The organism is Azospirillum sp. BE72, from assembly GCF_031455875.1.
GTDB lineage: Bacteria > Pseudomonadota > Alphaproteobacteria > Azospirillales > Azospirillaceae > Azospirillum.
This window is the reverse complement of the sequence record NZ_JAVDTO010000002.1, coordinates 164,213-183,033: the sequence shown is the minus strand read 5'-3', so window position 1 is coordinate 183,033 and position 18,821 is coordinate 164,213. Positions and strand designations below refer to the sequence as shown.

Genomic DNA, 18,821 nt, shown 5'->3' with positions numbered 1-18,821 from the left:
CGGTATGCTGACCCTTCATACCAAAGGGAGTTCACCCCATGCCCGATGCCGCTGTGGCGAGCCTGCTGCCGACGGTCCGCACCATCGCCCACGAGGCCGGTCAGGTCATCCTGCGCTTTTACAACGACGGCATCGACGTCGCCACCAAGGTCGACGGCAGCCCTGTCACGCAGGCCGATCAGGCGGCGGAGGCGGTGATCATCCCGGCCCTGCATCACCTTCTGCCAGGCGTGCCGGTGGTCGCGGAGGAGGCGGTGGCCGCCGGCCATCGGCCCGACGTCTCCGGCGGGCGCTTCTGGCTGGTCGATCCGCTCGACGGCACCAAGGAGTTCATTTCCCGCAACGGCGAGTTCACGGTGAACATCGCGCTGATCGAGAATGGCGTGCCGGTGCTCGGCGTCGTCTACGCTCCGGCCACCGGCGATATGTACACCGCTGCCGGCCCCGGCACCGCGGTCCATTGCGCGGAGGGGCGGCACGACCACGCCATCTCCGTCCGCAACCCGCCGGCCGATGGGCTGACCGTCGTCGCCAGCCGCTCGCACGGCAGCGGGTCGGTCCTGGACGAGTTCCTCGGCCAGTTCACCGTCAAGGACCGGGTATCCTGCGGCAGTTCTCTGAAGTTCTGCACGGTGGCCAGCGGCAAGGCCGACCTCTATCCGCGCTTCGGACCGACCAGCGAGTGGGACACCGCCGCCGGCCATGCCGTGCTGATCGGTGCCGGTGGCCGCGTGGAGCAGCCGGACGGCTCGCCGCTCATCTATGGCAAGGACGACATCCTGAACCCGAACTTCGTCGCCTACGGCTGGAAATGACCTCCTCTGTCTCGTGCCTGGGCGATGCGGCGACCGCGGTTCTGACCACCGCGGCGCCGCTGGAGAAAGTGCGCCTCACCCGTGACTACGCCGCCGCCTGGCGCGACGGCCTGCTGTCGCCCGACGTGCCGACGGCGCCGCCCGACCGCCCTGCCCGTCCCGAACGGCCGGAGTTGAAGCTTCCGCGCGACATGCCCAAGCGCGGGCGCGGCGGCAGTGCGCAGAACCGCATCGCCCTGCTGCACGCGCTGGCGCACATCGAACTGAACGCCATCGACCTCGCCTGGGACATCGTCGCCCGATTCGCGCCGGTCGGCCTGCCGAAGGGCTTCACCGACGACTGGGTGCAGGTGGCGGACGACGAGGCGCGGCATTTCCGGATGCTGGAGACTCGGCTGAACGCGCTGGGCTCCTCCTATGGCGACCTGCCGGCCCATGACGGGCTGTGGCAGGCGGCGACCGAGACCGCCCACGACCTCGCTGCCCGGCTGGCGGTGGTGCCAATGGTGCTGGAGGCGCGCGGGCTGGACGTCACGCCCGAAACGGTGCGCCGCCTGCGCGATTTCGGCGACGCGGAGAGCGCCGACCTGCTGCAGACCATCCATGACGAGGAAATCAGCCATGTCGCCGCCGGCCGCCGCTGGTTCGTCCATCTCTGCGTCGAGCGCGGGGTGGAGCCGGTCACATTCTGGCAGGAACTGGTCGGCCGCCATTTCCGCGGCGGATTGAAGCGCCCGTTCAACGTCGGCAGCCGCCAACTCGCCGGCTTCGGCCCGGAATATTACGAGCCGATCACACCCGAAATTGACCGCAAGCCGGAAACCCGGTAAGGCGCTGCACATCATGGCCGTATACACCGAAGTCACCGACGAGGATCTCAGCACCTTCGCCGCCCAGTACGGTCTGGGCGCGGTGCTGTCGTGCAAAGGCATCGCGGAGGGGGTGGAGAATTCCAACTTCCTGCTGGTGACCGAACGCGGTCCCTACATCCTGACGCTCTACGAGAAGCGCACGCGGAAGGAGGATCTGCCCTTCTTCCTCGGCCTGATGGAGCATCTGGCGGAGAAGGGCATCGCCTGTCCCCTGCCTGTGGCGGCACGCGACGGCGTTGCGTTGCGCGAACTGTGCGGCCGTCCGGCGGTGATCGTCACCTTCCTGGCCGGCATGTGGCCGCGACGCATCATGCCGCAGCATTGCGCCCAGCTTGGCGAGGCTCTGGCCCGCCTGCATCTGGCGGTCGGCGACTTCCGCATGGAGCGGCCGAACGCGCTGGCATTGCCCGGTTGGAAAGACCTGTTCGCCAAATCGGCCGAGCGCGCCGACGAGGTGGCGCCCGGCCTGCGCGCGACGCTGGAGGCCGAACTGGCGGCGCTGGAAGCCAATTGGCCGGTGGGACTGCCGGCGGGCGTCATCCATGCCGACCTGTTCCCGGACAACGTCTTCTTCCGCGGCGACAGCCTGTCCGGCCTGATCGACTTCTATTTCGCCTGCAACGACTTCTTCGTCTACGACGTGGCGATCTGCATCAACGCCTGGTGCTTCGAGGTCGACGGCTCATTCAACGCCACCAAGGCCCGGCTGCTGCTGTCCAATTACCGCAAGGTCCGCCCTCTGTCTCGCGAAGAGCTGGACGCCCTGCCCTGGCTGTGCCGCGGCAGCGCGGTGCGCTTCCTGCTGACCCGCCTGTATGATTGGCTGAACCATCCGCCGGGCGCCTTCGTGCGGCCGAAGGACCCGCTTGAATATCTGCGCAAGCTGCGCTTCCACCAGTCGGTCCGCGGCCTGGGCGACTATTTCCTCGACGACTCCGATGCAGGCGGGCGATGACCGACGACACCACCCCGACTGAATCCGGCGGCAAGACCGTCGACATCTTCACCGACGGTGCCTGCAGCGGCAATCCCGGCCCTGGCGGCTGGGGCGCCATCCTGCGCTATGGCCAGATGGAGAAGGAGCTGTATGGCGGCGAGCCGGCGACCACCAACAACCGCATGGAACTGATGGCGGCCATCATGGCGCTGGAGGCCTTGAAGAAGCCGGTGACCGTCCGCCTCTTCACCGACAGCGAATATGTGAAGAACGGCATCACCAAGTGGATCCACGGCTGGAAAGCCAAGGGCTGGCTGACCGCCGACAAGAAGCCGGTGAAGAACGTCGATCTGTGGCAGCGCCTGGAAGAGGCGAAGCGGCAGCACCAGATCGAATTCCATTGGGTCCGCGGCCACGCCGGCCACCCGGAGAATGAACGCGCCGACGAACTGGCGCGGCGCGGCGTTGCCGACGTGCGGGCGCGGGGGTAACTTAAGCCCTCTCCCGCCCCGGGAGAGGGAGGGGACCCACGAAGTGGGGAGGGTGAGGGGAAACCCAAGATTCCCGAACCGCATGGCTCCTTGCGCCACCCCTCACCCTTCCCATGCTGCGCATGGGCCCCTTCCCTCTCCCGGGACGGGAGAGGGAAGCGTAACCTCAAACCTTCTCCAGCACCGCTTCGGCCGACGACACCTCGAACTTGCCGGGGGCTTCGACGGCGACGTGGGTGACCTTGCCGTCCTCCGCCACCAGGGCGAAGCGCTGGCCGCGGGTGCCCAGGCCGTGGGCCGAGCCGTCCATGGTCAGGCCGAGAGCCGTGGTGAAGGTGGCGTTGCCGTCCGGCAGCATCTTCACCTTGTCGCCGACGGCGCCCTTGTCGCCCCAGGCGCGCATCACGAACGGGTCGTTGACCGCGAGGCAGATGATGCTGTCGACGCCCTTGGCCTTCAGCGCGTCGGCCTGCTGGACGAAGCCGGGCAGATGCTTGGCCGAGCAGGTCGGGGTGAAGGCGCCGGGGACGGAGAACAGGACGACCTTCTTGCCCTTGAACAGCTCGTCCGTGGTCACTTCCTGCATGCCGTTGTCGGTCAGCCACTTCAGCGTGACGGACGGAATGGTATCGCCAACCTGGATGCTCATCGTCTCTAACCCTTCCCGTTCTTGGGTTTGTCCCTTTGGGTCGGGCCGAACTCCCTTGGCGGAGCCCAGCCCTGCATCCCTTCTATCCCCCGCGGCGAATGGCCGCAAGGTAGGGTTCGCGTCCCAGACGAGCGGCATCAGGCCTTCTTCACGAACTCCGACTTCAGGTTCATGGCGCCGATGCCGTCGATCTTGCAGGCGATGTTGTGCCCATCCGCGCCGTCGACCAGACGGATGTTCTTCACCTTGGTCCCGCCCTTCACCACCAGGGACGATCCCTTGACCTTCAAATCCTTGATGACGGTCACGCTGTCGCCGTCGTTCAACGGGTTGCCGTTGGCATCCCGGACGCCCTGCCCGGCCTCAACGTCCGCAGCGGCCGTGGCCGTGTCGGGATTCCACTCATGGCCGCAGTCGGGGCAGTTCCACAGGCTTCCGTCATTGTAGGCGTTTTCGGAGCCGCACTGCGGGCAGTTGATCTGATCGTCCATCATCGTCCTCATGGCGCGGGAGAAGCTCCCGGAGGCGCCCTGTTACCGCAGAATAGCCGCAACGGCCATAGGCCTTTTCCAGAAGACCGGTCAGGCGCCCTTGCCCGCACCGTTCCCGGCGGCCCTGTTCAGCGCCTCCAGCACCGCGCCGTCGCTCAGCAGTTCGGGCAGCGCGATGCCGTCCGGCGCGCCGGGGCCGTAGACGATGTTGAAGGGAATGCCGTACCGGCCGTGGTCGGCCAGGAACTTTGCGATCGTCGCGTCCGGGCGGGTCCAGTCGGCGCGCATCGCCACCAGCGACGGGTCCTCCATTCGCTTGGCGACCTCGTCGCGGTTCAGCACCAGCTTCTTGTTGGCTTGGCAGGTGATGCACCAATCCGCAGTGACGTCGACGAAGACGATACGACCGGCCGACACATGGTCGCGGATCTCAGCCTCGGCGAAAGGCACCCAGCGCGTCTTGGCGTCGCTGACCACCGGTGCTGCGCCGGCGGAGGGGCCGACCGCCGCCGGCATGGCGAAGGCGGCGACCGCCAGCACGGCGGCCAGCGCCGGTCCGGCGGTCCGCGCGGCACCCCGCGCGCTGCGCCCGATCCAAAGCGCCAGCACCAGCCCGCCCATCAGCAGCCCGACCGTGGCGGCGGCCACCTCGCCGATCTGTGCGGTCAGCACCGACAGCAGCCAGACTGCGGTCAGCATCAGCGCGAAGCCCAGCACGATCTTCAGCATCGCCATCCAGCGCCCAGGGCGTGGCAGCCAACCGGCCACACGGGGCCATGCCGCCACCGCCAGATAGGGCAGCGCCAGCCCGACACCCAGCGCGGAGAAGATCGCATAGACCTCCACCGGCCCCTTCGACAGCGCGAAGCCGACCGCCGTGCCCAGGAATGGCGCTGAGCAGGGGGTTGCCAGCAGGGTGGCGAACATTCCGGTGGCGAAGGGGCCGGCCAGCCCCTCCCCGCCCAGCCGGTCGGCCAGCATGCGCGGCAGCGGCACCTCGAACAATCCCCAGAGGTTGGCCGAGAACAGCGTGACCAGCACCACCATGAAGATCAGGAACAGCGGCTGCTGGAACTGGATGCCCCAGCCGACCGCCCCGCCCGCCGCCTTCACGCCGACCAGCACCGAGGCCATCAGCAGGAAGGAAGTCAGGATGCCGGCGGCACTCGCCAGGAAACCGGCGCGCACCGCTGCCGGGGCCCGCCCGCCATGCTTGACCACCGACATCAGCTTCAGCGACAGCACGGGCAGCACGCAGGGCATCAGATTCAGGATCAGCCCGCCGAGCAGCGCCACGCCAAGCATCGCCGCCAATCCCGCACCGGCGGGAACAGATAGGGCGCCGCCGGCGGATGCCGTCGCCGGCGCCTCCACCGCCTTCGAGCCGTCGACCAGCGTCAGGGTCAGCGCGCGCCCGGCGAGATCCAGGCCCGGCTGCGGTTCGGTCACCGTCAGCGTCAGGCGGACATGGCGGTCATTGTCGGAAAATACGGTCTTGGGTGCGGAGAAGGTCAGCGGCGGTTCGGTCTCCACGAACAGGTCCGGGGTGACGAAGCCGTCGGCGGCGGTCGCCTCCACCTCCAGCGTGGTGCCGGTGGCGCGCACCGCATCGATGCGCAGCAGCCCGTTCGGCCCCCGCGGCACCAGAGCCTGCGCGCGCGCCACGTCGTTCGCGGCGTCGCTCGGCTCCGCCGGTCCGGCCGGCAGGGCAAGCGCAAGGTTCAGTGTCTGCGGCACGCAGATCTCCGAACAGACCAGCAGTTCCGCGGTCAGCGCCAGATCGACGGTCTTGCCGGGCTCGGCAGGCTTGCCCTGGATCGGGAACAGGACCGCTGTGTCATAGCCGGCTGTCTCGAACCCCAGAACGGAGAAGCGGTGCGGGGCCGGATAGGAAAGCGTCGCATCGGTCAGATTGCCGGAGCGGCTCCAGTCCAGCCGCGGGGCGAATCCGGCATCGCCAGGGGAGCGCCAGTAGGTCTTCCATCCCGGCTCCAGCCGCAATTCCAGCCCCAGCGGCAGTGCCGTCAGATCACCGGTGCCGCGCACGGCGGAAACCAGACGCGCTTCGACCTGCCCGGCCTTGACCCAGGAACCGACGCCGTCCTGCGCCGCGGCGGGAAAGGCGCCGCCCGCCAGAACGGCCAGCAGCAGCAACAGGAGTGAGGCATGTCTTTTCATCGCGCGCACTGTTCTCTTCCCGGGAAGGGGCGCAACCGCGTCCCCGACACCCTATATGATAGCCCATATATAGGTGACAAAGCTCGATCGGTGCTGTCACACTCCGGTGAAAGCGTCGCCAGAGCGCCAACCACAATCGACCGTACGGACGGAAGCGGTTTACCGCACCGGACCGACGACAAGGATAATCGACCATGCCGCGCCTGACCAAGTCTCCGGACTCCAAGACCACGGAATCGCTGACCGGCCAGCTGCTGATCGCCATGCCCGGAATGGAGGACCCGCGTTTCCAGCGTTCGGTCATCTATGTCTGCGCCCACAATGAAGATGGTGCGATGGGGCTGGTGGTGAACCGGCTGTTCGGATCGATCACGTTCGAAGACCTTCTGGAACAGCTTGACATGAACATCCCGCAACCGATGAACAACCTGCCGGTCCATTACGGCGGACCGGTGGAATCGGGCCGCGGCTTCGTTCTGCATTCCACCGACTATGTCCGTGACGGCACGTTGGTGGTGAACGACGATGTCGCGCTGACCGCCACCATCGACATCCTGCGCGCCATCTCCGAAGACCGCGGCCCGCGCCGCAACATCCTGCTGCTGGGCTATGCCGGCTGGGGGCCCGGTCAACTCGACGCCGAATTCCAGGCGAATGGCTGGCTGAACGTGCCCTGCGACGAACAGCTCCTGTTCGACACCGACCTGGATGCAAAATGGGAACGCGCCATCGGCAAGCTGGGCGTCAGCGTCTCCATGCTGTCGGGCGAAGCCGGTCACGCGTGAGCGGCCTCGCCTGACCTCGCACCACTCAGGTCCCTACTCGGCCCACCGCGCGGCCGCGGCATCGTCGCTCTCCTTCGCCTCGACCCAGCGTTCGCCTTCGGGTGTGGCCTCCAGCTTCCAGAAGGGGGCCTTCGTCTTCAGCCAGTCCATCAGGAAGCGGCAGGATTCGAAGGCGGCGTCGCGATGGGCCGAAGCGGTGGCGACCATCACGATGCGGTCGCCCGGCTCCAGCCGGCCATGGCGGTGGATCACCAGCACGTCGTCCAGCAGCCAGCGCCGCCGCGCCTCCTCCTCGATTGCTTCCAACTGCTTCTCGGTCATGCCGGGATAGTGTTCCAGCGTCATGGCGCTGACCGCCTCGCCGCCGGCAATGTCGCGCACCAGCCCGACGAACATCGCTACCCCGCCGACGCTGGTGCGGCCGGCGGTGAAGGCGGCATATTCGGCGCCGACATCAAAATCCTCGGACTGGACGCGGATCGCCATGGCGTCAGCCCCCCGTCACCGGCGGGAACAGGGCCACCTCGTCGGTCGCCGCGATGGGGTGATCGTAGGGCACATGCTCCTGGTTCACCGCCACCTTGACCACCTTGCTGTTGGCCAGCGCCTCGGCATGGCGGGGGCTGCGGGTCTTCAGCCACTCGACCAGATCGCCGGCGGTGGCGACCTCCGCCGGCAAATCCACCGTCTCAGTCGGCACGCCGATCTTGCTGCGCAGCCAGGCGAAATAGAGAATCTTCATCACGCGTCCCCTAGAGGAATTCTTTGAAAGGCACGAAGTCGACGATCATGCCGGGTTCGACCTGGGCAAGATCCTCCGGCAGCTCGATAAGACCTTCGGACTCGACCAGCGACGACAGGACGCCCGCCCCGTCACGCGGGTATTTGGTGGCGCAGAGCGCGCCATCCTCTCCCCTCGACAGCGACCCGCGCAGGAACTCGCGCCGACCTGGCCTCTTCTTGTGGGCGAAGGCGGCACGCACCGGGATCGGCCGCGGCGTCTCGTCCATTGCCCCCATAAGCCGCAGCAGGATCGGCCGGGCGATGCGCAGGAACGTGACCACCACCGCCACGGGATTGCCGGGCAGCCCGACGAAGACCGCATCACGGACACGGCCGAGGGCGACCGGCCTCCCCGGCTTGATCGCCAGCCGCCAGAAATCCAGCCGCCCGTTCGCCTCCACCGCCGGCTTGACGTGATCCTCCTCGCCGGTGGACATGCCGCCCGAGGTGATCAGCGCGTCATGGCCGGCCGCAGCCTCCGCCAGGGCGTCGCGGATCGTCTCGAACCGGTCCGGCAGGATGCCGAGGTCGGTGACGGCACAGCCCAGCCGGGTCAGCAGCGCGACCAGGGCATAGCGGTTGGCGTCGTAGACGGCACCCGGCTCCAGCGCCTGCCCCGGCTGCCGCAGCTCGTCGCCGGTGGAAAAGACCGCCACCCGCAATCTGCAGCGCACCGGAAGCGTCGCATGGCCAAGCGAGGCGGCGAGCGCGATGTCCTCCGGCCGCAGGCGGCGCCCGGCGGCCAGCACGACCGATCCCGCGCGCACGTCCTCGCCGGCCAGCCGCCGGTTGACGCCGCGGCGACCGCCGGCAGGCAGCGTGACGGAGGAACCGTTTTCGCCTTCACTGCTACGGCAATCCTCCTGCATGAAGACGGTGTCCATCCCCGGCGGCATCGGCGCGCCGGTGAAGATGCGCACCGCCTCCCCCCGCACCGCCGGCCGGCCGAGCCATTGCCCGGCGGCGACCCGAGCGGTGACCGGGAGGACCGTAGGACCGTCGGCGGCGAGGTCATCGAAGAACACGGCATAGCCGTCCACCGCGGCGTTGTCGTGCGGCGGCACGCTGAAGGGCGCGACCACATCGGCGGCCAGTACCCGGCCCAGCGCGTCGGTCAGCGGAACCGTCTCAGTCGCGGTTACCGGTCCGATCCGTCCGGCCAGCAGCGCCAGCGCCGGCTCCACTGCCATCATCGGCCCGCCGAAGGCGAAGCAATCATTGTCGAGTTGCACCATGGCCGCCACTCTAGTCCGTCGCGGCGCCGGCTGCGAAGAGGGAAAAGGCGTGCTTCCCGGAGCGTGGCACTTAGCCGCCGAAAAGCCCGGCAATCTCCTCCACCCGCGTCAGCAGCCAATCAGGCCGCCTCGCCGCCAACGCGTCGCCGCGGGCATAGCCCCAACTCACCGCGGCACATCCCATGCCGAGCTTGCGCGCCGCGTCGATGTCCCGCACCTCGTCACCGATGCCGATCGCCCGGTCGGCCGGAATGCCGGTCATCTGCAGCATCCTGCGGAACTTCGCCGCCTTGCCGAACAGCGATGCGTCACAGCCGTAATGGGCGACATGCCCCGCCGCCTCCGTCCCCAGGATCGCGCGGATGTTCGCGGCCGAGTTGGAACTGACGATGGCGATGGTCACGCCCCGGTCGTTCAGCGCGCGCAACATGCCCGGCACCCCGTCGAACAGACGGATGCCGTGGATGTCGCGCGCCATCAGGCGGCGCATATGGTTGGCGATGAAGGGCAGCTTCCAGTTCGGAACCCGCAGGTGCCGCATGATCTGCCGCGCGTCGTAACCGCGCAGCTGTTCGACCTCGTCCGGCCGCACCCGGTTGAAGCCGTAACGGTCGGCGACACCGTTCAGAACGCCGATGAACCAGGGAAAGGAGTCGGCCAGCGTGCCGTCGAAATCGAAGATGGCGAGTTGGTAGCCGTGGCGAACGAGCGCCTGCGGTCGGTGAGAAGGTGCGGTGTCCATATCGTCCTACGATGCTCAAAAACATGCGATCCAACAGATTCTGCATTCTTAGCATCATAGCGAAGACGATTATCAACCCTCTTCAAAGTCATAGATGACGCGGCTTCCGCTTTCCCGATAAGTTCCACAATACCACAGGCGCACAAGGTAGGACGGGGGCGGATTGTGGCTGTGTCTTTGGAAGGCCACGTAGACACCACCGCGGCGCCGGATCAGCATTGTCCCTTCATCGGCACCGAGCTGAAGGTGATCGGTCGGCTCTACCGGCTTTTGCCTCAGAGTTTCTTCAATCTCATCAACGACGACATTAAGAGATGCCGGCAACGCAGAACGTTCGAGCGCAAAATCCCGCCCGTAGTCGATGACGGCCGCAGCCAGAGATTTGGATGAGCTGGGACGCCAAGCCACGATCCATCAACCCTTGGGGCTTCGCGTCCAATAGGAATCCCCCATCGCGGCGGCATTCGCCGCGAGGCGCGTCATCAGCTCTCTAAATTTATGTTGCTGACGGCGTGTCCGTTCCGCCTCCACCTCAACATCAGGCGCAAGGTCGGTCTCGTCGGAGACGCGCGGCTTGTTTGTCGGTTCCATGACCAACTCCAGCATGGCTGCGCTACCTCCTATGTTCGCCCGAACAGGGTGAGAGTCAACCGCGGCTGACCCTTATTCAGACGAAAGCAATAACCTGAGGTGGTTTGCGGGTAAAGAAAAATGTCTCAAATGGCGCATAAGCAGTGCGCGCTTTCGCGTCGGGGATGCATTCACCCCAACCCGCAACGCTTCACGATCAGCGCCGCAACCGCTTCCGCGTCGTTCAGGTCGAGTACCGGCACCGGACAGTTCGGCACCGGGCTATCGCTGGCCACCGCGACGATGGTGGGATCGTCGGGCGCGATCAGCGGCTTGTCCACGTCGGCCCGCCAGACCTCGATCTTCTCGTGCCGGTCGCGCTTGAAGCCCTCGATCAGCAGAAGGTCCACCGGCGCCACCTTGCCGATCAGCTGCTCCAGCGTCAGTTCCGGCTCGCCATCGCGCAGCTCGTGCATCAGCGCCCAGCGGCGGGGGGAGCTGACCAGCACCTCGGTCGCGCCGGCGACGCGATGGTTGTGGCTGTCCTTGCCGGGATGGTCGATGTCGAAGCCCTTGTGGGCATGCTTGACCGTCGAGACGCGCAAGCCCCGGCCGGTCAGCGCCGGGATCAGACGCACCATCAGCGAGGTCTTGCCGCTGCCGCTCCAGCCGGTCAGCCCGAATATCTTCATCTTGGAAACTCTCAGCCTGCGCTGCGGGCGGAACGGGCGGAACCGGGCTTCGCCGGCTGTTCGGCCATCATGTGGGTCAGTCCGGCACGCATGTAATCCCACCCGGTGTAGAAGGTCAGGGCTGCGGCGATCCACAGACCCACCGTGCCGATGATGGTCACCGGCAGTTCGGCCGGACCATAGTCGCCGACGATCAGGAAGCCCAGCGCGATCATCTGGATCGTCGTCTTCCATTTGGCCAGCCATGTCACCGGAACGCCGACATGCAGGCCGGCCAGATACTCGCGCAGGCCCGATACCAATACCTCGCGCAGCAGGATCACCACCGCCGGCAGGATCGACAGGCCGGTCAGCCGGTGGAATCCCGCCAGCATGATCAGGGTCGCAGCGACCAGCAGCTTGTCGGCGATGGGGTCCAGGAACTTGCCGATGACGCTTTCCTGCGCCCAGGCGCGCGCAAGATAGCCGTCGAACCAGTCGGTGATGCAGGCGGCCGCATAGAGCGAGCAGGCGGTATAGGCGGCCCAGGCCTCCGGCACATAGAACAGCCCGACCACCACCGGGATCACCGCGATGCGCGACAGGGTCAGCAGGTTGGGCAGGCTGGTCAGCATGACGGAAAACTCGAACCGCTGGAGGATGTCGCCGCACGGCGCCCGTGAGGAAGCCGCCCGTTCGAAGGTGCCCGCATTCTAACCATCGGGATGGAAGTGATCGTATATCTTTTTCGCAACGGCACGATTGATCCCTTCCACCTCTTCAAGATCGGCCAGCCCGGCCCGCGCGACCGCCGCCCCGCTGCCGAAATGGTGCAGCAGAGCCTTCTTCCGGGCGGGGCCGATGCCCGCGATTTCGTCGATGGGCGACTTGCCGATGGCCTTCGTGCGCTTGGCCCGGTGGGTGCCGATGGCGAAGCGGTGCGCCTCGTCGCGCAGCCGCTGCAGGAAATACAGCACCGGGTCACGCGGTTCCATCTGGAAGGGCGGGCGATTCTCCATGAAGAAATGCTCGCGCCCGGCGTCGCGGTCCGGCCCCTTGGCGATGCCGACCAGAGTCACGTCGTCGATACCCAGTTCCGCGAACACCTCCAACGCCACGTTCAACTGGCCCAGCCCGCCGTCGATCAGCACCAGATCGGGCCAGCTTCCCAGGCTGCGTTCCGGATCCTCCTTCACCGCCCGGCCGAATCGGCGGGTCAGCACCTCGCGCATCATGGCGAAGTCATCGCCGGCGGCACCCTGCTCCCGGATGTTGAACTTGCGGTAGGCGTTCTTGATGAAGCCCTCCGGCCCGGCGACGATCATCGCGCCGATGGCGTGCGCGCCCTGGATGTGGGAGTTGTCGTAGACCTCGACCCGTTCCGGCGGCGCATCCATGCCGAAGGCGGCGGCAACCCCGTCGAGCAGACGCGCCTGGCTGGAGCTTTCGGCCAGACGCCGTCCATGCGCCTCGCGCGCGTTGGTCAGGGCGTACTCGACGATCCGGCGCTTCTCGCCGCGCTTGGGCTCCGCCAGTTCCACCTTGTGGCCGGCACGAACCGCCAGCGCCTCGCTCAGCAGGTCCAGTTCCGGCAGGGCATGGCTGACCAGCACCAGTGGCGGCGCGGCCTTGTTCTCATAGAACTGGGCGATGAAGGCGGCCAGCACCTCGTCCGTCTCCGCCGCCTTGTCGTGGCTGGGGAAATAGGCGCGGTTGCCGTAGTTGCGCCCGCCGCGGAAGAAGAAGACCTGGATGCAGGTCACGCCGCCTTCGGCATAGGCCGCGATGACGTCGGCATCCTCCACCACTCCCTCGACATTGATGTCCTGGTGGGCCTGGATCGCGGTCAGCGCGCGGATACGGTCGCGGTAGCGCGCCGCCGTCTCGAAATCCATGGCGTCGGATGCGGCCATCATCCGGTCGGCAAATTCCGTCTGGATGTCGCGGCTTTTGCCCGACAGGAAGGCGCGGGCCTGATCGACCTGCGCCCGGTACTCCGCCGGGCTGACACGCTCCACGCAGGGCGCCGTGCAGCGCTTGATCTGGTATTGCAGGCAGGGCCGCGTCCGGCTGGCGAACACGGTGTCGGCGCAGTTGCGCAGCAGGAAGGCACGCTGCAGAGCCGTGATGGTCCGGTTCACCGCCCCCGCCGACGCGAAGGGTCCGAAATAGTCGGCGTCGCGCCCGCGGGCGCCACGGTGCTTGGTCAGCTGTGGATACTCGTGATCCTTGGTGATCATGATGTGCGGAAACGTCTTGTCGTCCCGCAACAGCACGTTGTACCGCGGCATCAGCTTCTTGATCAGGTTCGATTCGAGAAGCAGCGCCTCCACCTCGGTGTGGGTGTTGACGAACTCCATCGTCTCGGTCTCTGCGACCATGCGCTGGAGCCTGACCGGCAGCTTTCCCACCTGGGTGTAGTTGGTCACCCGGCGCTTCAGGTTGCGCGCCTTGCCGACATACAGGACCGCCCCGTCGCCCGCCAGCATGCGGTAGACGCCGGGCGTCTGCGGCAGCGTCTTCAAATGCTCACGAATTATCTCGACGCCCCGGTCGATGTCGGCCGGGCGCCGCTTCGGCCGTGCGGCACCGCTTTCGCCGGCCACCGCATCGGCAGAGGACATGGCGTTGGCGGCGTCTGCCGGCTCTGCGGCGGCAGGAGCCTGGGGGTCGGAGGAATGCGTTTCAGACATGACCAGAATGTCGTCGAGCGGCCGTCGCGGGTCAACCGTTGGGCACAGGGAGGGAACAAATGGAGCGACTCACCGCTCCGAAAGAATATCCACGAAACCTGTGGATAAGTTTGTCGATAACGGAGGGGGTAGCTCGTCCGGAGCTAGGCGCCGCAAGGGCTCCCATGCTTCCGCCTATTTTTTGGGCATTTTCGTCAACCCATTGATTTCCTTAGGTCAGGCCCGAGTCAAGGGAGGGAATTGGCGCGTGGCCGCAAAATTGTCGCGGGGTCGCAGGCGCCTCTTGCGCGGGGTGGGGCACCTGTGTAAAACGCGCGGTCATTTTCCCGGCGGCAGGGACGCCGGGGCCATGATCCGGCCGTGCCCGCCTTGGCTCAATACGGTTTCCGCTTTGTAACAGGCATCTATTCGTTGGGAACGAAGCCATGCGTCGGCTGCGCCCATCCCAGATGCTCCCCACCGTCCAGCGCGATCATCTGGCCGGTCACCGCCGGGGCGGCGATCAGGAAGCGGATGGCGGCGCAGATCTCCTCCGGCGTGCTGCCGCGCTTGAGCGGAGTCGACTCCCATTGGGCGGAGAACTCCTCTTCCGTCTGGCGGTCGTTGCGCAGGATCGGGCCGGGGCCGATGCCGTTGACACGGATGCGCGGGGCGAGTGCCAATGCCATCGTGCGGGTCAGCGCCCACAGTCCCATCTTGGACAGGGTGTAGGAGACGAAATGCGGAGTCGGGTTCCACACGCGCTGATCGATGATGTTGACGATCAGTCCGCCTTCGCTCTCCGGCAACCGTGAGGCGAAATCCTGCGACAGCACGAAGGGCGCCCGCAGGTTCGCCTCCATATGCGCGTCCCACGATTCGCGGGTGACGTCGGCGACCTCGTCGCGCTCGAACCGGGAGGCGTTGTTGACCAGCAAGGTCAGCGGGCCGAGTTGCTCGGTGACCGCGGGCACCAGCGCCTTCACCTCCGCCTCGCGGTCCAGGTCGGCGGCGAAGGCCATGGCCCTGCCGCCCGCCCGCCCGATCTCCGCGACGACGGCATCGGCCTCCGCGCGGGAGCTTCGGTAATGGACGGCGACGTCCCACCCCTGCCCCGCCAGATCGAGCGCGATGGCCCGCCCGATGCGCTTGCCGGCCCCGGTGACCAGGGCCGCTTTCCTCTTGATCTCGACCATGCCGCCATAGGTACCTTGCCACCGCCGCGGGTCAAGGGGGGAGAAGCGACCGGCCATGCTGCGCGAAGCGATCGAATATCTGACCACGCCCTGCCCGCCTCTGGCCCGCCGCTTCGGCTATCTGGCGGAAATGGTGGCGCTCGGCGCCCGTTACCGGCGGCAGCGGCGGGCCTGGGCGCCGCATGTGGCCGCCTGCCACCGCTTCATCGAACAGGCGATCCAACGGGTGGAGCCGGGCGGCCGGGCCCTGGTCGCCGGATCCGGGCTGCTGATCGAAGTTCCCCTGGAAACACTGACCGCGCGATTTGACCAGGTGGTGCTGGTGGACATGCTGCACAGCCGGACGGTCCGTCGCCGCGCCGCCGGTCTGCCGAATGTTCGTTTGCTTGAACTGGATGTCAGCGGCGCCCTCGCCCCGCTCGCCGCGGCACTCGACAGTGGCGCGCCCCTGCCCACCGGCTTCGAGCCGCCGCCGATCGATGGCGAGCCCTTCCGCTTCGCCTTGTCCTGCAACCTGCTGTCCCAACTGCCGCTTCTGCCGCTGGAGGCGGTGGAGCGCCGCGCCCCGCACACACCGGACGCGGAAAGGCAGGCCTTCGCCCACCGCATGGTCCAGGGCCATCTCTGCTGGTTGTCCGATATTGCCGAGCGGGCGGCGCTGTTCACTGACATCGACAGTTCCTGGCTGCACCGCGGCACCGTGACGGAGGTGGAGGAGTCGACCTGGGGCCTTCCCCTGCCCGCGCCCGACATGTCCTGGCTGTGGGACATCGCCCCGGCGCCGGAACAGGACCGTCGCCAGGATCTGCGTCACAGCGTCGGCGGCTGGTTCGACCTGCATGCGGTGACGAGCGCGCTTCCGCCCTGTTGAGGAAGACCGAGACCTCACACAGCAGACGGGAGAGCGCCCATGGCCTCCGCAGACCGCAACACCGATAGCCGTAAAGCCGCCGACCGGACCGGTGACGACAGGCCGCGTGACGACAGGAACGTCGGCAACGCCACCGGTCCCAGCGACAGCGGCGGCATCGACGAACGTCCCATCCCGCTCGACATCGCCGAAACGCGCGATCACCCGGACGTCGATGAAGAGATCGAGGGGTTCCAGCGCATCATCGGCCCCGGCGCCGGCGGTCCCATCGACCAGCCCGACGAGGATTTCGGCATCCCCGGCAGCGAAGAGGCCGGCGGCCTCGGCACCGGCCCGCTGCCGCCGCGCCAGCCCGATCGTCCTATGGGGCAAACGGCGGGGCAAAGGGAGGGCGTGCCCGACGATCGGATCATCTCCGATCGCAATGTCGCCGTGGATGGAGCCAGGGACGGCAAATAATCTGAGAGGCGAACTGTTGTCGAGGGTTGACCGACCATGGCCTGCGACAATAGTTCGCACCTCCGTTAATTGGGGAAGCTGATACGGAAAACGTCAGGCGGCATTGCGTGGACGGCGCTTCTTAGGGCAATGGCTCTGCCCTATCTTAAGCCTCACAAGGCAAACAAATTCCAAGGGAGTGGACGTCTCTCACCTCACGTGGAGATTCCCAGAGCCATGAACACGCTTTTCAATGAAGTTCGCGATCCCCGCAGCCACGAAGAAATCATGCTGGCGGCCCGCCAGATGCGCGCCGACTACCTGCGCGAACTGTTCGGCAAGCTGCGCGCCACCCTGTCCGGCGACCGTGACCATCACGGTCCGGCGGCGCTGAGCCCGAGCGCGCGCTGACCGATAACCCGCCCGGCGGCGGGTTCAGAAAGGTCCAGCCATACGTGAAGAGAACGGCAGCGTGCGAACCCGCGCGCTGCCGTTCTTCATTTCGGGCCGCACCATTTCAAACCATCGGCCGGTCGGCGCTCAGGCCTGCTCCGACCCCGGTGCGCCGGTGCTCCACAGCAGCCCCAGCACCAGACCCTTGCAGCGCGGCAACAGGATCAGTGTCAGCACGAGGGTCAACAGCGGCCACACCGCCAGATGCACCCAGGTCGGCGGTTCATAGCTCTGTTCGACCGACAGCAGGGCCGGGATGACGATGTGCCCGACGATCAGGATCGTCATCCAGGGCGGCGCGTCGTCGGCGCGCAGATGCCCATAGGCCTCGCCGCAGGCGGAGCAGCGGTCGACCGGCTTCAGGAAGTTCCGCAGCAGCCGGCCTTGCCCGCAGTTGGGGCAGCAGCCGATCAGGCCGCGGAAGGAGGCGAGAAACTTCGACGGGGCCGCTTCGGTTCCAACGGTCATGACCACTCCTTCCGTGCTGCGGACAATATAGCCTCTTACCCGCCAAACCACACCCCCGATTGCGGGCGGGTCGGCCATGCCAAGTTGCTTCCCGTCGGAATCGAAGCTTTTTCAAGCCGTTCTTATCGCATGTCCCGCCTCGTGGTATGACGGCACGGACCGTCTGCGGCTGCGTAGGGACATGTTCGATCGAACATCGGATGGAACAGTGAAACAGTCTCCGGACTATGGTTCACAGCGTTTCAAATGTTCCATCCCCGGCCGCCGGCGCCCCGCTGCCGAGTTGACGGCGGAGCCGCCGCGGTCTAGGGGAAGGCCTTCCGTGTCCAGGAGATCCGCAGCCATGTCCTTCACCCGTCTGTTGTGCGCCGCCGCGGCACTCGCCGCCTTCGTCGGTCCGTTCGCCGCCCCGGTCGAGGCGCTGGCGCAGAGCAAGACCGTCGCCATCACCGCCATCGTCCAGCACCCGGCGCTCGACGCGACGCGCGACGGCGTGGTGGAGGCGCTGAAGGAGGCCGGCTTCGTCCAGGGCCAGAACCTGAAGGTCGAGTACCAGAGCGCGCAGGGCAACCCGGCCACCGCCGCCCAGATCGCCCGCCAATTCGCCGGATCGCGGCCCGACGTGATCGTACCGATCTCCACCCCCTCGGCCCAGGCGGTGGCGGCGGCGACCCGCGACATCCCTGTTGTCTTCACCGCGGTGACCGATCCGCTGTCGGCACAGATGGTCAAGTCGATGGACAAGCCCGGCGCCAACATCACCGGCCTGTCCGACATGGCTCCGGTAGCCGAGCATGTCGCCCTGATCCGCGAGATCGTTCCGCAGGCCAAGCGCATCGGCGTGCTCTACAATCCCGGTGAGCCGAACTCCGTCGTGCTGATCAAGGCGTTGAAGGACGAGGCGGCGAAGGCCGGCCTGACGGTGGTCGAGGCCTCCGTCCCGAAATCTTCGGATGCCCAGCCGGCAGTGCGCAGCCTCGTCGGCAAGGCCGATGCCGTCTACATCCCGCTCGACAATACGGTGGTCTCGGCTCTGGAAAGCGTGATCGCGGTCGGCCAGCAGGCCAAGCTGCCGATCTTCTCCGCCGACACCGACAGCGTGTCCCGCGGCACGGTGGCCTCCATCGGCTTCGACTATTTCCAGGTCGGCAAGCAGACCGGCGCTATCGTCGCCCGCGTCCTGAAGGGCGAGAAGCCCGGCGACCTGCCGGTGGAACTGGCCAAGGGCACCGACCTGTTCGTCAACCCCAAGTCCGCCGCCGCCATGGGCGTCACCCTGCCCGACGCGGTGGTGAAGCGCGCGACGAAGGTGGTTGGGCAGTAAGCTGCTGGCTCCGAATGCCCCCACCCTGACCCTCCCCCGCTGGGCGGAGGAGGGAACTCCGCCGAACGCCGACAAGCATCCTGCCCCCTCCCCCGCCCAGCTCTCGCACAAAGCTTCGCTTTGTGCTGACGCGACAGGCGGACCGAAGGTCCGCTGAGAGCGGGGGAGGGTCGGGGTGGG

The 18,821-nt window shown here is 67.0% G+C and carries 23 protein-coding genes; 9 read left to right on the top strand and 14 right to left on the bottom strand.

Annotated features, from left to right (window positions below):
* Nucleotides 1–38: 38 nt before the first annotated feature.
* The 4 genes from cysQ to rnhA are packed head-to-tail and all read left to right on the top strand — an operon-like array spanning nt 39 to nt 3,115.
* On the top strand, nt 39–815 hold the full coding sequence (gene cysQ / locus J2Y49_RS07050; protein ID WP_310113591.1) for a 3'(2'),5'-bisphosphate nucleotidase CysQ: 777 nt from the start codon (nt 39–41) through the stop codon (nt 813–815).
* Entirely contained in the window at nt 812–1,645 is an 834-nt protein-coding gene (locus tag J2Y49_RS07045) for a ferritin-like domain-containing protein (RefSeq protein WP_310113589.1), read from the top strand. Before cysQ ends, J2Y49_RS07045 begins: the two co-directional genes overlap by 4 nt.
* Before the next feature lie 13 nt (nt 1,646–1,658).
* Nucleotides 1,659–2,642, top strand: a complete 984-nt coding sequence (locus J2Y49_RS07040) for a homoserine kinase (protein WP_310113587.1) — start codon at nt 1,659–1,661, stop codon at nt 2,640–2,642.
* On the top strand, nt 2,639–3,115 hold the full coding sequence (gene rnhA, locus J2Y49_RS07035; RefSeq protein WP_310113585.1) for a ribonuclease HI: 477 nt from the start codon (nt 2,639–2,641) through the stop codon (nt 3,113–3,115). The genes J2Y49_RS07040 and rnhA overlap by 4 nt, the downstream gene beginning before the upstream one ends.
* A gap of 166 nt (nt 3,116–3,281) precedes the next feature.
* Here rnhA and J2Y49_RS07030 read toward each other — a convergent pair whose 3' ends face one another.
* From J2Y49_RS07030 to J2Y49_RS07020, 3 genes are all read right to left on the bottom strand, one after another.
* Nucleotides 3,282–3,764 carry a peroxiredoxin gene (locus J2Y49_RS07030; protein ID WP_310113584.1) on the bottom strand — a complete coding sequence of 161 codons (483 nt, stop codon included), beginning with the start codon at nt 3,762–3,764 and terminating at the stop codon, nt 3,282–3,284.
* 137 nt (nt 3,765–3,901) lie between these two features.
* Nucleotides 3,902–4,255 carry a zinc ribbon domain-containing protein YjdM gene (locus J2Y49_RS07025; protein ID WP_310114971.1) on the bottom strand — a complete coding sequence of 118 codons (354 nt, stop codon included), beginning with the start codon at nt 4,253–4,255 and terminating at the stop codon, nt 3,902–3,904.
* Between the two features lie 90 nt (nt 4,256–4,345).
* Nucleotides 4,346–6,433, bottom strand: coding sequence for a protein-disulfide reductase DsbD domain-containing protein (locus J2Y49_RS07020; RefSeq protein ID WP_310113582.1), 2,088 nt, complete (start codon nt 6,431–6,433; stop codon nt 4,346–4,348).
* 194 nt (nt 6,434–6,627) lie between these two features.
* On the opposite strand from J2Y49_RS07020, the gene J2Y49_RS07015 reads away from it, so the two are divergent.
* On the top strand, nt 6,628–7,218 hold the full coding sequence (locus tag J2Y49_RS07015) for a YqgE/AlgH family protein (RefSeq protein WP_149221674.1): 591 nt from the start codon (nt 6,628–6,630) through the stop codon (nt 7,216–7,218).
* A gap of 33 nt (nt 7,219–7,251) precedes the next feature.
* On the opposite strand, the gene moaE is transcribed toward J2Y49_RS07015, so the two are convergent.
* The 10 genes from moaE to J2Y49_RS06965 all read right to left on the bottom strand — a co-directional run bounded on the left by moaE (nt 7,252) and on the right by J2Y49_RS06965 (nt 15,087).
* Complete coding sequence (gene moaE, locus J2Y49_RS07010; RefSeq protein ID WP_310113579.1) at nt 7,252–7,704, bottom strand: molybdopterin synthase catalytic subunit MoaE; 453 nt, start codon at nt 7,702–7,704, stop codon at nt 7,252–7,254.
* A gap of 4 nt (nt 7,705–7,708) precedes the next feature.
* Nucleotides 7,709–7,960 (bottom strand): molybdopterin converting factor subunit 1, encoded by a 252-nt coding sequence (moaD, locus tag J2Y49_RS07005; RefSeq protein WP_149221676.1) that lies wholly within the window; start codon nt 7,958–7,960, stop codon nt 7,709–7,711.
* A gap of 10 nt (nt 7,961–7,970) precedes the next feature.
* Complete coding sequence (gene glp / locus J2Y49_RS07000; protein ID WP_310113578.1) at nt 7,971–9,236, bottom strand: gephyrin-like molybdotransferase Glp; 1,266 nt, start codon at nt 9,234–9,236, stop codon at nt 7,971–7,973.
* A gap of 70 nt (nt 9,237–9,306) precedes the next feature.
* A complete protein-coding gene (locus J2Y49_RS06995) occupies nt 9,307–9,978 on the bottom strand; it encodes an HAD hydrolase-like protein (RefSeq protein ID WP_310113576.1) in 672 nt (223 codons plus the stop codon).
* 72 nt (nt 9,979–10,050) lie between these two features.
* On the bottom strand, nt 10,051–10,386 hold the full coding sequence (locus J2Y49_RS06990) for a hypothetical protein (RefSeq protein WP_310113574.1): 336 nt from the start codon (nt 10,384–10,386) through the stop codon (nt 10,051–10,053).
* Nucleotides 10,387–10,392: 6 nt separating this feature from the next.
* A complete protein-coding gene (locus J2Y49_RS06985) occupies nt 10,393–10,584 on the bottom strand; it encodes a hypothetical protein (RefSeq protein ID WP_310113572.1) in 192 nt (63 codons plus the stop codon).
* Nucleotides 10,585–10,739: 155 nt separating this feature from the next.
* Nucleotides 10,740–11,240 (bottom strand): molybdopterin-guanine dinucleotide biosynthesis protein B, encoded by a 501-nt coding sequence (gene mobB, locus J2Y49_RS06980; protein ID WP_310113570.1) that lies wholly within the window; start codon nt 11,238–11,240, stop codon nt 10,740–10,742.
* An 11-nt stretch (nt 11,241–11,251) separates the two neighbouring features.
* Nucleotides 11,252–11,854: a CDP-diacylglycerol--glycerol-3-phosphate 3-phosphatidyltransferase gene (gene pgsA / locus J2Y49_RS06975; protein WP_014247629.1), complete on the bottom strand. Its 603-nt coding sequence runs from the start codon at nt 11,852–11,854 to the stop codon at nt 11,252–11,254.
* Nucleotides 11,855–11,932: 78 nt separating this feature from the next.
* The gene (gene uvrC, locus J2Y49_RS06970; RefSeq protein ID WP_409017804.1) at nt 11,933–13,912 is read right to left on the bottom strand and encodes an excinuclease ABC subunit UvrC; all 1,980 of its coding nucleotides are present in this window, start codon (nt 13,910–13,912) and stop codon (nt 11,933–11,935) included.
* 404 nt (nt 13,913–14,316) lie between these two features.
* A complete protein-coding gene (locus J2Y49_RS06965; protein ID WP_310113569.1) occupies nt 14,317–15,087 on the bottom strand; it encodes an SDR family oxidoreductase in 771 nt (256 codons plus the stop codon).
* A 55-nt stretch (nt 15,088–15,142) separates the two neighbouring features.
* Here J2Y49_RS06965 and J2Y49_RS06960 point away from each other — a divergent pair, with 55 nt between their 5' ends.
* The 3 genes from J2Y49_RS06960 to J2Y49_RS06950 all read left to right on the top strand — a co-directional run bounded on the left by J2Y49_RS06960 (nt 15,143) and on the right by J2Y49_RS06950 (nt 16,807).
* Entirely contained in the window at nt 15,143–15,958 is an 816-nt protein-coding gene (locus tag J2Y49_RS06960) for a hypothetical protein (RefSeq protein WP_310113567.1), read from the top strand.
* A 39-nt stretch (nt 15,959–15,997) separates the two neighbouring features.
* Nucleotides 15,998–16,417, top strand: a complete 420-nt coding sequence (locus J2Y49_RS06955; protein WP_310113566.1) for a hypothetical protein — start codon at nt 15,998–16,000, stop codon at nt 16,415–16,417.
* 216 nt (nt 16,418–16,633) lie between these two features.
* Nucleotides 16,634–16,807, top strand: coding sequence for an RSP_7527 family protein (locus tag J2Y49_RS06950; protein ID WP_188092214.1), 174 nt, complete (start codon nt 16,634–16,636; stop codon nt 16,805–16,807).
* 129 nt (nt 16,808–16,936) lie between these two features.
* Here J2Y49_RS06950 and J2Y49_RS06945 read toward each other — a convergent pair whose 3' ends face one another.
* The gene (locus tag J2Y49_RS06945; protein WP_014247623.1) at nt 16,937–17,317 is read right to left on the bottom strand and encodes a DUF983 domain-containing protein; all 381 of its coding nucleotides are present in this window, start codon (nt 17,315–17,317) and stop codon (nt 16,937–16,939) included.
* A gap of 343 nt (nt 17,318–17,660) precedes the next feature.
* Here J2Y49_RS06945 and J2Y49_RS06940 point away from each other — a divergent pair, with 343 nt between their 5' ends.
* A complete protein-coding gene (locus tag J2Y49_RS06940; RefSeq protein WP_310113565.1) occupies nt 17,661–18,641 on the top strand; it encodes an ABC transporter substrate-binding protein in 981 nt (326 codons plus the stop codon).
* The last annotated feature ends 180 nt before the right edge of the window (nt 18,642–18,821 follow it).